Origin of the sequence: Aestuariimicrobium soli (assembly GCF_051192575.1) — a bacterium.
In the GTDB taxonomy this organism is placed as follows: domain Bacteria; phylum Actinomycetota; class Actinomycetes; order Propionibacteriales; family Propionibacteriaceae; genus Aestuariimicrobium; species Aestuariimicrobium soli.
Map to the genome: position 1 here is coordinate 88,850 of NZ_JBPJSQ010000011.1, position 12,457 is coordinate 101,306.

A 12,457-nucleotide genomic window follows, 5' to 3' on the forward strand; every position below is an offset into this window, starting at 1 on the left:
CGTGGGGCCATTCCCGTGCGACCACCATCCGCGCGACGAAACCCGTGCTACCAAGAAGCCGTGCGACCAACAGGAGCAGCGATGACGCAGACCATCCACTGGACCAAGATCGACGAGGCCCCGGCGCTGGCCACGCATTCGTTCCTGCCGATCGTGCAGAGCTATCTGGCCGGCAGCGGTGTCGAGGTGGTCACCTCTGACATCTCGCTGGCCGGTCGCATCTTGGCCCAGTTCGGTGACCGACTGCCCGCCGACCAGCAGGTCGCCGACAACCTGACAGCGCTGGGGGAGCTCACCCTCACCCCCGAGGCCACCATCATCAAGCTGCCCAACATTTCGGCCTCGGTGCCGCAGTTGAAGGCCGCCATCGCCGAACTGCAGTCGCAGGGCTACGACCTGCCCGACTACCCCGAGAACCCCGGCACGGACGAGGAGCGCGACATCGCCGCCCGCTATGCCAAGGTGCTCGGCTCGGCCGTGAACCCGGTGCTGCGTGAGGGCAACTCCGACCGACGCGCACCCCAGTCGGTGAAGAACTTCGCGAAGAAGCACCCCCACCGCCTCGGCCCCTGGACCGCCGACAACCGCGCCCGCGTGGTCTCGATGAGCGAGGGCGACTTCTACGGCCACGAGCAGTCGGTGGTCACCGAGCAGGGCACCACCCTGCGGATCGTGCTCGAGACCGCCGCGGGCACCACCGTGCTCAAGGAGGGCATCACCACCCTCGACGGCGAGATCGTCGACGCCACCTTCATGTCGGCCGCCGCGCTGCGCGCGTTCTACGCCGCCCAGGTCGAGGCCGCCCAGGCCGAGGGGCTGCTGCTCAGCCTGCACCTGAAGGCGACCATGATGAAAGTCTCCGACCCGGTGCTGTTCGGTCACGCCGTCAGCGTGTTCTACGAGCCGGTGCTCACCAAGCACGCCGCCGCTCTCGCCGAGGTGGGCTTCAACCCCAACCAGGGCATCGGCGACCTGTACGCCAAGATCGGCTCGCTGGACGAGGCCACCGCCGACCAGATTCGCGCCGACATCGACGCGCTCTACGCCGATCGTCCGGCCCTGGCGATGGTCGACTCCGACCGCGGCATCACCAATCTGCACGTGCCCTCCGACGTGATCATCGACGCCTCGCTGCCGGTGGTCGTCCGTGATTCCGGTCAGATGTGGAACGCGGCCGGGGAGCAGCAGCAGACCCTCGCGCTCGTGCCCGACCGGTCGTACGGGCCCATGTATGCCGCCGTGATCGAGGAGCACAAGCGCAACGGTGCCCTCGACCCCGCCACCATCGGTTCGGTGCCGAACGTCGGCCTGATGGCCCAGAAGGCCGAGGAGTACGGCTCCCACCCGACCACCTTCGTGATTCCCGAGGCCGGACGAGTCCTCGTCCTCGACGGGGAGCAGGTGCTCACCGAGCACGAGGTCGAGGCCGGTGACATCTGGCGCATGAGCCGGGTGCGCGACATTCCGGTGCAGGACTGGGTGAAGCTCGCCGTCAGCCGTGCCCGGGCCACCGGCGCCCCCGCCGTGTTCTACCTCGACGCCCAGCGCGCCCACGACGCCAACCTGATCGCCAAGGTGAAGACCTACCTCGCCGACCACGACACCGAGGGCCTCGAGATCCGGATTCTCGCGCCGGTCGAGGCGATCACCTACTGCCTCGCCCAGATTCGCCAGGGCAAGGACGCGATCTCGGTCACCGGCAACGTGCTGCGCGACTACCTCACCGACCTGTTCCCGATTCTCGAGCTGGGTACCTCGGCCAAGATGCTCTCGATCGTGCCGCTGCTGGCCGGGGGCGGGCTGTTCGAGACCGGTGCCGGTGGTTCGGCGCCCAAGCACGTGCAGCAGTTCGTCAAGGAGAACTACTTGCGCTGGGATTCGCTGGGCGAGTTCTCGGCCCTGGGTGCAGCGCTCGAGCACCTGGCCGCGCAGAACCCCCGCGCGCAGGTGCTCGCCGACGCGCTCGACGTGGCCATCGGCCGGTTCCTCGACGAGAACAAGTCACCCGCCCGCAAGGTCGGCCAGATCGACAACCGCGGCTCGCACTACTACCTGGCCCTGTACTGGGCGCAGGCGCTGGCTGCCCAGGATGCCGACGCCGAGCTGAAGGAGCGCTTCACCGGCGTCGCCGAGGCCCTCGCCTCGAACGAGCAGGCGATCAACGACGAGCTGGTGGGCGTGCAGGGCAGCCCCGTCGAGTTGGGCGGCTACTACCACCCGGATGAGGCGAAGGTGGCGGCCGCGATGCGTCCGTCGTCGACGCTGAACGCCATCATCGGCTGAGGTCGTCCGATCCCAAGCGGCAAGAGGGGCCGATCACCTGCCGTGCTGCAGCGCCGACCAGGTCTTCGCCCCGACCACGCCGTCACCGACCAGGCCGACTCGCTTCTGATAGGCGATCACGGTCGAGCGGGTGCTCGTCCCGAACGACCCGTCGACGGCGATGGTGTAGCCGCGTGCTCGCAGCGATCGCTGCAACCGGCTGACCGAGGCACCGGACGACCCCTGCTGCAGCACCGGGGTGGTGCCCTTCGAGAGGGCGGCGGTCCAGGTCTTGGGCCCGACGACACCGTCGGCGACCAGCCCGCGTGAGGACTGGAACGTCTTCACCTTGCTGGTGGTGACCGCGCCGAAGACGCCGTCGGGGGTGGCCCCCACCTGGCACTGGATCACCTTCACGGCCGTGCCGGTGTGTCCCTGCTTGATCGTCGGGTAGCTGCCCAGTGTCAGCGACGGGCAGGGCGCCGGCGGGGTCGGCATCGGCTGCCCCGTGAGATTGCGGTAGAAGGTGCCGATCTGCGACAGCGTGCCGACGTACTCGAAGTGCATGGTGTCGTAGCGGGTCGAGTAGTGACCGCCCCAGTAGAAGCCGTGGTTGATCCACATCTTCACCACGGCCGGCGGAATGTTCGACTGGAAGGTCGTGCTCATCGGGTTCGACTCGGAGTTGATGTCGATGGCCCGGCCGTAGGCATGGTTCGAGATCGAGGTCGTGGAACCGCGCACGTAGCGGCAGTTGTAGCCCCACGTGTTGGCGCCGATGTTGTAGCCCATCGCCTCGGTGCGGCGCATCAGCTCCTTCACCAGCGGCGCCAGTTCCTTGCGCACGTTGACGCTGGTGCCGGGAATCGCGGCCGCCGCCAGTGGAACGTTGCAGCGCAGCCCGGACGACGTGCGCACCACCATGGTGGAGTCACTGAAGCCGGCCGGATGGGTCACGTAGGCGCGCGCCGGGGCGGGGTAGGCGCTGCGCGGGTACCAGGTGGCCTGGGCCTGACCGGCGACGCCGAAGGTGACGGCCATGGCCATCGCGAGCACGGCGAGGACTCGCGTCGTCCGGGCGACCGTGCTGGCCGGGGAGGGGTGGCTCGTCGGGGAGGGGGTACGGGTGGGGGGAATGTTCACCATTGGTCCTGTCTCTGGATCAGCCTGAGGGAGGGAAAAGCCCTGAAGGAGGAAAACGAGGTGCAACTGGTCGAACGCGTGGCGGGCGGGGCCGGCCACCGCGATGACGGTGACCGCGGCCGGTGTCAGCTGGCGCCCACCCCCGACTGCCGAACCAATAGGCTGGGGCGCACCAGCTTCCGGGAGACTTCGTGACGCAGACCCTCAGCAACATCGCCCTCATCTTCGTGTTCATTCTGATCGGCGGTGTTTTCGCCGCCGCAGAGATGGCTCTGGTGAGCCTTCGCGAGAGCCAGATCAAGCAGATGGCCACCCGCGGCAAGCGTGGCGCGGCCATTCAGCGCCTCACCGAGAACCCCAACCGCTTCCTGTCGGCGGTGCAGATAGGCGTCACCCTCGCGGGCTTCCTGTCCGCGTCGTTCGGTGGTGCGACCCTGGCCGGTGCCCTGTCGCCACACCTGGAGCGGATCGGCATTCCCAACGGCGTCTCCGACACGGTGGCGCTGGTGGTGATCACCGTGGCGATCAGCTACTTCTCGATCGTGTTGTCGGAGCTGACCGCCAAGCGGCTCGCCATGCAGCGCGCCGAGGGGTTCGCGATGGCGCTGGCGCCGATGGTCGACGGCATCGCCAAGGTCTCCCGCCCCCTGATCTGGTTCCTGGGCAAGTCGACCGACGTGGTCGTGCGGGTGCTGGGTGGCGACCCCAAGGCCGGCAAGGAAGAGGTCTCCGACGAGGAACTGCGTGCCATGGTGTCGAGTTCGGCGACGCTGGGTGACGAGGAGCGTCACATCGTCGACGAGGTCTTCGACGCCGGCGAGCGCAGTCTGCGTGAGGTGATGGTGCCCCGCACCGAGGTCGACTTCCTGCCCGGCGACATGCCCGCCTACAAGGCCATTCGCGAGGTGCAGGGTGCGCCGCACTCGCGTTACCCGGTCAGCGACGGCTCGACCGACCGGATCGCCGGCTTCCTGCACGTGCGCGACCTGATGGATCTCGATCCCACCACCCGCACGGTGCCGGTGCGCCAGCTGGTGCGGCCGGTGATGAGCCTGCCCGACACCGTCAAGGTGCTGAAGGCGCTCACCGAGATGCGGCGGGAGGGTTCGCACCTGGCGATCGTGCTCGACGAGTACGGCGGCACCGCCGGCATCGTCACGCTCGAAGACCTGGTCGAGGAACTGATCGGCGACATCACCGACGAATACGACGTCGTCGACGACGACCAGCGGTTGCACACCGAACTGCGCGACCTCGACGGGCTCACCACCTTGGAGGAGTTCGAGGAGCGGGTCGGCTACGTGCTGCCCGAGGGGCCCTACGACACCGTGGCCGGTTACCTGATGAGCCAGCTCGGCAAGGTGCCCGAGATCGGCGACGTCACCCGGGTGGAACTCGAGCGGTCGCCGGATGCCGACCAGGATCGTCCCGAGACCCTGACCGTCGACCTCGAGGTGGCCGACCTCGACGGCCGTCGGGCGTCGTGGTTGCGGGTGCGTCGCCCGGCGCAGCCCACGGGGACGGACGGCCCGTCGGCCTCCGAGGGTCCGCTGGCCGCCCGGCACCGGGCGCAGCGCTCGGCGAACGGTGAGGGCGCCGGTGGCGAGGCCTGACGACCCCGACGGCTCAGCGTTGCTGACCTCGCGTCGGGTCGAACCCCTGTTGGAGGTCGTGGTCGAGCGGGCCGGGGGAGTGCTGCGCTCCTGGTCGATGGACCACGTCGACTCGAACCCCGGATTCTCGACCACGGCCACGTACGCGGCCCAGGTGCACTGGCCCTACGGTGACCGCGAGGAACTCATCGGCGTCTCGGCTCGCACGTCGGGGCGCGCCTCCTCGGACGACCGCGCCCAGTTGTTCACAGTCGAGGGCCGCGAGGTGGCGGCCTGGGTGTACCCGGCCGACCCCGACCTGCCCGGCCTCGAGCGCGCCGCCTATCCCGAGAAGATGGCCGCGCTGATCAACGACGAGCGGCTGCTGGATCGTCCGGTGAGCTCGGGCCAGCTCAGTCTCGGCATGATCGGCTACCGCCCGCGCCGTCGGGCCGTGCTCAAGTGCGCCGTCTCCGACCCGCGCGTGACCTTCTTCGTGAAGGTGCAGAAGGAGCGCACGTTCGCCGAGACCCTGCGGCGGCACCGCCTCCTGGGCGAGGCGGGTGTGCCCTCCCCGGTGGTGCGCTGCGCCACCGCCGACCACATCCTGGTGTTGGACGAGCTGCCCGGTCGTCCGTTGGCGAAGGCGATCTTCGACCCCGAACCCCCCTGCACGGCCGAGTCGCTGATCGGCCTGCTCGACTCCATGCCCGGTGAGGTCGCGCAGTTGGAACGCCGACCCCCGTGGTCGGACGCCGTCGACCACTACGCCGGCGTGATCACCGCCGCCCTGCCCGATCAGGCCGCCCGGCTGGGCTGGATGTGCGGGCTGATCCACGCCGGGCTCGACCGCATCGAGGTCGGTCACGAACCCACCCACGGCGACTTCCACGAGGGTCAGGTCTTCGTCGACGGCGGACGACCCTCGGGCATGCTCGACATCGACACCATCGGCCCCGGCCGGCGGGGGGACGATCTGGCCTGCCTGGTGGCCCACCTGTCGACGGTGCAGCGGATGAACGCCCAGCAGGCCGCGGCCGTGCACCACCTGATTCGCACCTGGGTGCCGGTGTTCGACGAGCGTGTCGACCCCGTCGAGCTGCGGCTGCGCGCCGCCGCCGTGATCATCTCGCTGGCCACCGGCCCCTACCGCGGGCAGGAGCCGAACTGGCGGGGCGAGACGGCGTGGATCCTCGACGCGGCCGAGGCGCTGGTGCGGCAGGTGGCCTGATGGCGCCGACCCGAAGAGGGGGTCGCCTGACCGAGCTGGGCCGGCAGGCCCTGCGGGTGAACCCCGCCCGGGCCGACCATCTGGTCGCGACGCGGGCCGCCGTCTCGGTGGTCGGGCCCCTGCTGGCCGTGTGCGCCTCGACCGGCGTGGGCGTCGGCCAGTTGCCGGTGGCGCTGGCGGTCGGGCAGGTCGGTGCCGTGTGGGGACGACGGGCCGGCTGGCCACGCCTCGTGCGGCCCCACTTCACCCGGGCGCTGACCCCGGTCGACGCCGGCCGGCACCTGGTGCGGTTCGTGCTGGCCTCGGGTGTCGCGGGCACCGTGGCCACCCTGATCGGCGGCACCCATCCGTATTGGGCGATGGTGGCCGCCCGTGCCGCCCTGGGCGGGCCCGACCTGGCGGCGCGGCTCGTCCGTGGCGTGCACCGCATCGTCGGAACGTGCGTCGGGTTGCTGGTGGCGGCGGCGTTGTTGTGGTGGAGCCCCGGCCCGCTCGCGCTGGTGGTGATGGTGGTGGTGCTGGGTGCCGTGGTGGCGATGGTGGTGCTCGTGATCGTCCGTGAGCCGACGGTGACCGCGGGGGAGCCCGGGCAGGAAATGCTGCGGCCGTAACACCCTCATAACGGTTGTCCGAGTAGCCGGGAGCGGAGTTCGCCAGAAGATGAACGGCGGGTTACAGTTGCCACGCTCAGAGTCGAGTCAGCACCCGATCATTCCTTCCGGAGGACACCAGTGAAGAAGCCCCTGCTCACGGTTTCGGCGGTTCTCGCCGCGGCCGCCCTGTCGCTCTCGGCCTGTGCCGAGGCGCCCACCACCACCCCGTCCGCAGGCGCCACCACCGGTGCCTCGACCAGCACCTCCGCCTCGACCGGCGAGACCACCGCCGCCGGTGGCGACTTCAAGGCCTGCATGGTCTCTGACTCGGGTGGCTTCGACGACAAGTCGTTCAACCAGACCTCGCACGACGGCCTGGTGAAGGCCGGCAAGGAGCTGGGCATCGAGACCGGTGAGGTCGAGTCGGCCGACGCCAAGGACTTCGCCACCAACATCCAGACGATGATCGACCAGAAGTGCAACGTCATCGTCACCGTCGGCTTCCTGCTCTCCGACGCGACCGTCGCCGCCGCCAAGGCGAACCCCGACATCAAGTTCGCGATCGTGGACGACAACCCGGCAGGCGCCGCGGGCCTGACCAACCTCAAGCCGCTGGTCTTCAACACCGCCGAGTCGTCGTTCATGGCCGGCTACCTCGCCGCCGCCCAGACCAAGTCGGGCAAGGTCGGCACCTTCGGTGGCATGAAGATCCCCACCGTGACCATCTTCATGGACGGCTTCGCCCAGGGCGTGGAGTACTACAACAAGCAGAAGGGCAAGGACGTCCAGGTGCTCGGCTGGGACGCCGCCAAGCAGGACGGCCAGTTCGTGCCCGAGCCCAAGCCGTTCGAGAACATCGCCGGTGGCAAGACCACCGCGACCAACCTGGTCTCGCAGGGCGCCGACATCCTGTTCCCCGTCGCCGGCCCCGCCGGCCAGGGCGCGCTGCAGGTGGCCCAGTCGAGCAACGGTCAGGTCAACGCGATCTGGGTCGACACCGACGGCTGCGTCTCGGCCGCCAACTTCTGCAAGTCGATCGTCAGCTCGGTCGCCAAGGGCATGGACGTGTCGGTGTTCGAGGCCATCAAGGCCGCCAAGGACGGCAGCTTCAGTGCCGACCCCTACGTCGGCACCCTGAAGAACGGTGGCACCTCGCTGGCCCCGTTCCACGAGTTCGACTCGCAGGTCTCCGCCGAGACCAAGTCGGAGCTGGAGAAGATCAAGACCGACATCGAGTCGGGCGCCATCAAGATCACCTCGGCCGCTCAGCCCAAGTGACCTGACGGGCCCGGCGCGAGCCTGGCCCAAGCAGCTTCAGTACGGCCAACAAGGTGAACGGCCAACCAAGGTGAACGGGAGGGGTCCCGAGTCGGACCCCTCCCGTTCGCATCACCACCCCCGCCACGCTGTGGAAGGATGCGAGCGTGAACCAGACACCGTTGTCCCCGTCGGTCACCGGCGATGCCGTCGAGGAGTTCCCACCCGCACCCGAGGGGCTCAGCCTGCGTGGCATCACCAAGCGCTTCGGGGCGTTGACGGCCAATGACCACATCGACCTCGACATCATTCCCGGTCGCATCCACTGCCTGCTCGGCGAGAACGGCGCGGGCAAGTCGACGCTGATGAACCAGCTCTACGGGCTGCTCGACCCCGACGAGGGGCAGTTCTTCATCGACGGGCATCCCCGCCGCTTCGCCAACCCGCGCCAGTCGATGGCCGCGGGCATCGGCATGGTGCACCAGCACTTCATGCTGGTCGACGTGTTCACCGTCGCCGAGAACCTGGTGCTGGGCCGTGAGCCCGGTGTGCTCGGGGCGCTCGACATGGCCAGCGCCCGGCGCACCGTCACGGAGCTGTCCGAGCGCTACAAGTTGGCCGTCTCGCCCGACTCGGTCGTCGAGAACCTGCCCGTCGGCGTGCAGCAGCGCGTCGAGATCCTGAAAGCTCTGGCCAACGACGCGAAGTACCTGATCTTCGACGAGCCCACCGCCGTGCTCACCCCGCAGGAGATCGACGAGCTGATGGCCGTGATGACCTCGCTGCGCGACGAGGGTCGCGCGATCGTGTTCATCACCCACAAGCTGCGCGAGGTGCGCGCGATCGCCGACGACATCACCGTCATCCGCCGCGGCAAGGTGGTCGGCCAGGCCGAGCCGTCGGCGTCGGAGCAGGAACTCGCCGAGATGATGGTCGGCCGCTCCGTCAGCCTGAAGGTCGACAAGCAGGCCCCCCAGCTGGGCGAGAAGCGTCTGGTCGTCGAGCACGTCTCGGTGGCGGACGAGGCCGGCACCGTGGTCGTCAACGACGCCAGCTTCGACGTCGCCGGCGGCGAGATCCTCTGCATCGCCGGCGTGCAGGGCAACGGGCAGACTGAACTGGCCGAGGTGCTGCTCGGCCTGTTGCCGGTGTTGAAGGGACGAGTGACCCTCGACGGTCGCCCCCTGACGAAGCTGAAGCCGCGAGACACCATTCGCGCCGGCGTGGGCTTCGTGCCCGAGGACCGCCAGGACGACGGGTTCGTCGGCACCTTCACCGTCGCCGAGAACCTGGTGCTCAACCAGATCGAGGCCTTCTCGTCCGCGGGCTTGCTGAACCTGCCGAAGATGGCGCAGAACGCCCACCAGAAGGTGGAGGAGTTCGACATTCGCACCCAGGGGATCGACCTGCCGGTGAGCTCGCTGTCGGGTGGAAACCAGCAGAAGGTGGTGCTGGCGCGCGAGTTGTCGCGGCCGCTGAGCCTGCTGGTCGCCAGCCAACCGACCCGGGGTGTCGACGTCGGCGCCATCGAGTTCCTGCACAAGCGCATCGTGCAGGAGCGCGATGCGGGCACCGCCGTGGTGATCGTGTCGACCGAACTCGAGGAGGTCGAGTCGTTGGCCGACCGGATCGCCGTGATGAACAAGGGGCAGGTGGTCGGCATCGTGCCGGCGGGCACCCCCCGCGACGTGCTCGGCCTGATGATGGCCGGCATTCCGCACGAGGAGGCCGTGGCCGCCACCGGCACCCCCCGCGAGACCGAGGACGTGAACGCATGAGTCAGGAATCCACGCCGCCCGCCCCCCGGCCTCGTCCGGTGCGCAAGCCGGGCTTCGACTGGTCGGAGGCCGCCGTCACCGCCTGCGCGATCGCGCTGGCGTTCGTGATCGGCGCCGTGCTGATGGTGCTCGCCGATCCGGCGATCCAGACCAAGTTCACCTACTTCTTCTCGCGCCCCAGCGATGCGCTGTCGGCCAGTGCCGAGAAGATCGCCGACTCCTACGGGGCCCTGTTCCGCGGCGCCTTCGGCGGCATCGGCCCGCTGACCAACACCACCGCGCAGGCGGCGCCGCTGATCTGCGCGGGCCTGGGCATCGGCCTGGCCTTCCGCGCCGGCCTGTTCAACATCGGCGGTCAGGGGCAGGCGATCATGGGGGCCATGTTCGCGGCCCTGGTCGGGTTCAAGCTGCACGGGCTGCCGCTGGTCGTGCACCTGCCGCTGGCGATTCTCGCCGGCGTCGTCGCGGGTGGCGTCTGGGGTGGCTTCGTGGGCTTCCTGAAGGCCCGGCTCGGCGCCCACGAGGTGATCGTGACCATCATGATGAACTACATCGCCAGCGGCCTGCTGGCCTACGCGTTGACGCAGACGTTGTTCAAGCGCCCCGGACGAGCCGACCCGATCTCGCCGATCGTCGAGTGGAACGCCACCTTCCCCCGGGTGGCCGGCACCCAGTTGCACCTGGGCTTCCTGCTGGCCCTGGTGGCCGCCTTCGTGGTCTGGGTGATCATCGAGCGCACCACCCTCGGTTTCCGCATTCGGGCGGTCGGGTCGAACCCCAGCGCCTCGGCGACCGCGGGCATGAGCGTGGCCAACACCACCATGGTGACCATGGCCCTGTCGGGCGCCCTCGCCGGGCTCGCCGGGGTGCAGGTGGCCCTCGGCCCGATGTCGGGTGCGACCCCGACCCCGCTCACCGCCGGTCTGGTCGGCAGCATCGGCTTCGACGCCATCACCGTGGCGCTGCTGGGGCGGTCTCGTCCGCTCGGCACCGTGTTCGCTGGCCTGCTGTTCGGCGCGCTGCACGCCGGCGGCCTGGTGATGCAGGGCACCGGCACCCCGAAGGAACTCACCACCGTGCTGCAGGCCCTCGTGGTCATGTTCGTGGCCACCCCGATGCTGGTGCGCACGCTGTTGCCGTTCCTGAAACAGCGACGCGCGCGACGCGCCGTTCCCGCCGCCGCTTCCCAGGGAGGGCTGGCCTGATGAGCGACCAGCGACTGCCCCGCCCCGACCAACCCGCTCCCGAGGTACCGGCACCCGACATGACCACCACCGCGTTGCTCCACGAGCCCTCCGCCGACGCCCCCAACGAGCAGATCGCCGCCACCCAGGAGGTGCACCTGGCAACCACGGAGTCGCGGGAGTCACGCACCGCCCGGATGTCGACGGGCATTCTGGTCGCGCTGATGGGGTTCGTGCTGTTCCGGCTGATCTTCGCCACCGAGGGCAAGGCGACCTTCGCCCTCTCGGACGCGCTGGTCCCGAAGGGGGAGCGGCTGCCCGACATCGTGCTGCCGGGTGTGCCCGTGGTGACCCTGGCGGCCATCGTCATGCTGCTGGCCGCCGCGGCCTTCGTGCTGGGCCGCCGACTGCCCGGATGGGTGCGTGGCCTCGCCGGTGGTGGCGCCGCGGTGGCGCTCGTGCTCGGGTTCATCACCTGGGCGGCCGCCGGTCGTCCGCTGCCCTTCCAGCTGTCGAACCAACTCGCCGGCACGCTCGTGTTCGCGACCCCGCTCGTCTTCGGCGCCCTCGCGGGCGTGCTCTGTGAGCGATCGGGCGTGGTGAACGTGGCCATCGAGGGTCAGATGCTGACCGCGGCGTTCACGGCGACCCTGGTCGGTGCGGCCACCAAGTCGGTGACCGCCATGGTCATCGGCGCGATCCTTGCCGGCGTGCTGATGGCCGCCGTGCTGGCGCTGTTCACCATCAAGTACATCGTCGACCAGGTGGTCATCGGCGTCGTCATCAACCTGTTCGCCAGCGGACTGACGGCGTTCCTGTTCAAGGCGATCATGACGCCCAAGCCAGCGCTCAACGATGCACCGCTGATGCAGCGGATCGCGATCCCGGGGCTCAGCAAGATCCCGTTCTTCGGGGACGTACTGTTCCGGCAGACCTGGCTGGTCTACCTCGCCTTCATCAGCGTGGCGCTGGTCTCGCTGCTGCTCTACCGCACCAAGTGGGGGCTGCGGGTGCGCGCGGTCGGTGAGCACCCGAAGGCCGCCGACACCGTCGGTATCTCCGTCAACGGCACCCGCTGGGCGGCCGTGCTGGTGGGCGGTGTGTTCGCGGGCCTGGGCGGCGCGTTCTTCCCTGCCTCGACGGGGCTGTTCAACGACGACATCACCGTCGGCAACGGCTTCATCGCCCTGGCCGCGGTGATCATGGGTCGGTGGAAGCCGATTCTCGCCGGCTGCATGGCCCTGTTCTTCGGCTTCCTGCAGCAGTTGGGCTCGCAGGTGCAGACCCTCGGCACCCCGATCAACTCGCAGTGGCTGATCCTTCTGCCCTACGCGGCGACCATCGTGGCCGTCGCCGGACTGGTGGGTCGAGTGCGAGCGCCCGCGGCCGACGGCACCCCGTACGTGAAGGCGTGACG

Annotated in this window: 9 protein-coding genes; 8 read left to right on the plus strand and 1 reads right to left on the minus strand. The window is 69.3% G+C overall.

Annotated elements, in window-relative coordinates; translation table 11 throughout:
* Positions 1 to 81: 81 nt before the first annotated feature.
* Positions 82 to 2,283 carry an NADP-dependent isocitrate dehydrogenase gene (locus ACSDQ9_RS12575; RefSeq protein ID WP_435147533.1) on the plus strand — a complete coding sequence of 734 codons (2,202 nt, stop codon included), beginning with the start codon at positions 82 to 84 and terminating at the stop codon, positions 2,281 to 2,283.
* A 33-nt stretch (positions 2,284 to 2,316) separates the two neighbouring features.
* On the opposite strand, the gene ACSDQ9_RS12580 is transcribed toward ACSDQ9_RS12575, so the two are convergent.
* Positions 2,317 to 3,408 (minus strand): peptidoglycan-binding protein, encoded by a 1,092-nt coding sequence (locus ACSDQ9_RS12580; protein ID WP_435147535.1) that lies wholly within the window; start codon positions 3,406 to 3,408, stop codon positions 2,317 to 2,319.
* Between the two features lie 188 nt (positions 3,409 to 3,596).
* Between ACSDQ9_RS12580 and ACSDQ9_RS12585 the strand changes: the two genes are divergently transcribed.
* From ACSDQ9_RS12585 to ACSDQ9_RS12615, 7 genes are all read left to right on the plus strand, one after another.
* The gene (locus ACSDQ9_RS12585) at positions 3,597 to 5,018 is read left to right on the plus strand and encodes a hemolysin family protein (RefSeq protein ID WP_435147537.1); all 1,422 of its coding nucleotides are present in this window, start codon (positions 3,597 to 3,599) and stop codon (positions 5,016 to 5,018) included.
* Positions 5,005 to 6,228 carry a phosphotransferase gene (locus ACSDQ9_RS12590; RefSeq protein ID WP_435147539.1) on the plus strand — a complete coding sequence of 408 codons (1,224 nt, stop codon included), beginning with the start codon at positions 5,005 to 5,007 and terminating at the stop codon, positions 6,226 to 6,228. Before ACSDQ9_RS12585 ends, ACSDQ9_RS12590 begins: the two co-directional genes overlap by 14 nt.
* A complete protein-coding gene (locus ACSDQ9_RS12595) occupies positions 6,228 to 6,839 on the plus strand; it encodes an FUSC family protein (protein ID WP_435147541.1) in 612 nt (203 codons plus the stop codon). Before ACSDQ9_RS12590 ends, ACSDQ9_RS12595 begins: the two co-directional genes overlap by 1 nt.
* 120 nt (positions 6,840 to 6,959) lie before the next feature.
* On the plus strand, positions 6,960 to 8,099 hold the full coding sequence (locus ACSDQ9_RS12600) for a BMP family lipoprotein (RefSeq protein ID WP_435147543.1): 1,140 nt from the start codon (positions 6,960 to 6,962) through the stop codon (positions 8,097 to 8,099).
* A 161-nt stretch (positions 8,100 to 8,260) separates the two neighbouring features.
* Positions 8,261 to 9,856 carry an ABC transporter ATP-binding protein gene (locus ACSDQ9_RS12605; RefSeq protein ID WP_435147875.1) on the plus strand — a complete coding sequence of 532 codons (1,596 nt, stop codon included), beginning with the start codon at positions 8,261 to 8,263 and terminating at the stop codon, positions 9,854 to 9,856.
* The gene (locus ACSDQ9_RS12610; protein ID WP_435147545.1) at positions 9,853 to 11,061 is read left to right on the plus strand and encodes an ABC transporter permease; all 1,209 of its coding nucleotides are present in this window, start codon (positions 9,853 to 9,855) and stop codon (positions 11,059 to 11,061) included. The genes ACSDQ9_RS12605 and ACSDQ9_RS12610 overlap by 4 nt, the downstream gene beginning before the upstream one ends.
* A complete protein-coding gene (locus ACSDQ9_RS12615) occupies positions 11,061 to 12,455 on the plus strand; it encodes an ABC transporter permease (RefSeq protein ID WP_435147547.1) in 1,395 nt (464 codons plus the stop codon). The genes ACSDQ9_RS12610 and ACSDQ9_RS12615 overlap by 1 nt, the downstream gene beginning before the upstream one ends.
* The last annotated feature ends 2 nt before the right edge of the window (positions 12,456 to 12,457 follow it).

What these genes read in the sequence shown, in the direction of transcription:
- ACSDQ9_RS12580 (WP_435147535.1), bottom strand. Translation starts at nt 3,408, where the DNA reads ATGGTGAACATTCCCCCCACCCGTACCCCCTCCCCGACGAGCCACCCC.
- ACSDQ9_RS12575 (WP_435147533.1), top strand. Translation starts at nt 82, where the DNA reads ATGACGCAGACCATCCACTGGACCAAGATCGACGAGGCCCCGGCGCTG.
- ACSDQ9_RS12610 (WP_435147545.1), top strand. Translation starts at nt 9,853, where the DNA reads ATGAGTCAGGAATCCACGCCGCCCGCCCCCCGGCCTCGTCCGGTGCGC.
- ACSDQ9_RS12595 (WP_435147541.1), top strand. Translation starts at nt 6,228, where the DNA reads ATGGCGCCGACCCGAAGAGGGGGTCGCCTGACCGAGCTGGGCCGGCAG.
- ACSDQ9_RS12615 (WP_435147547.1), top strand. Translation starts at nt 11,061, where the DNA reads ATGAGCGACCAGCGACTGCCCCGCCCCGACCAACCCGCTCCCGAGGTA.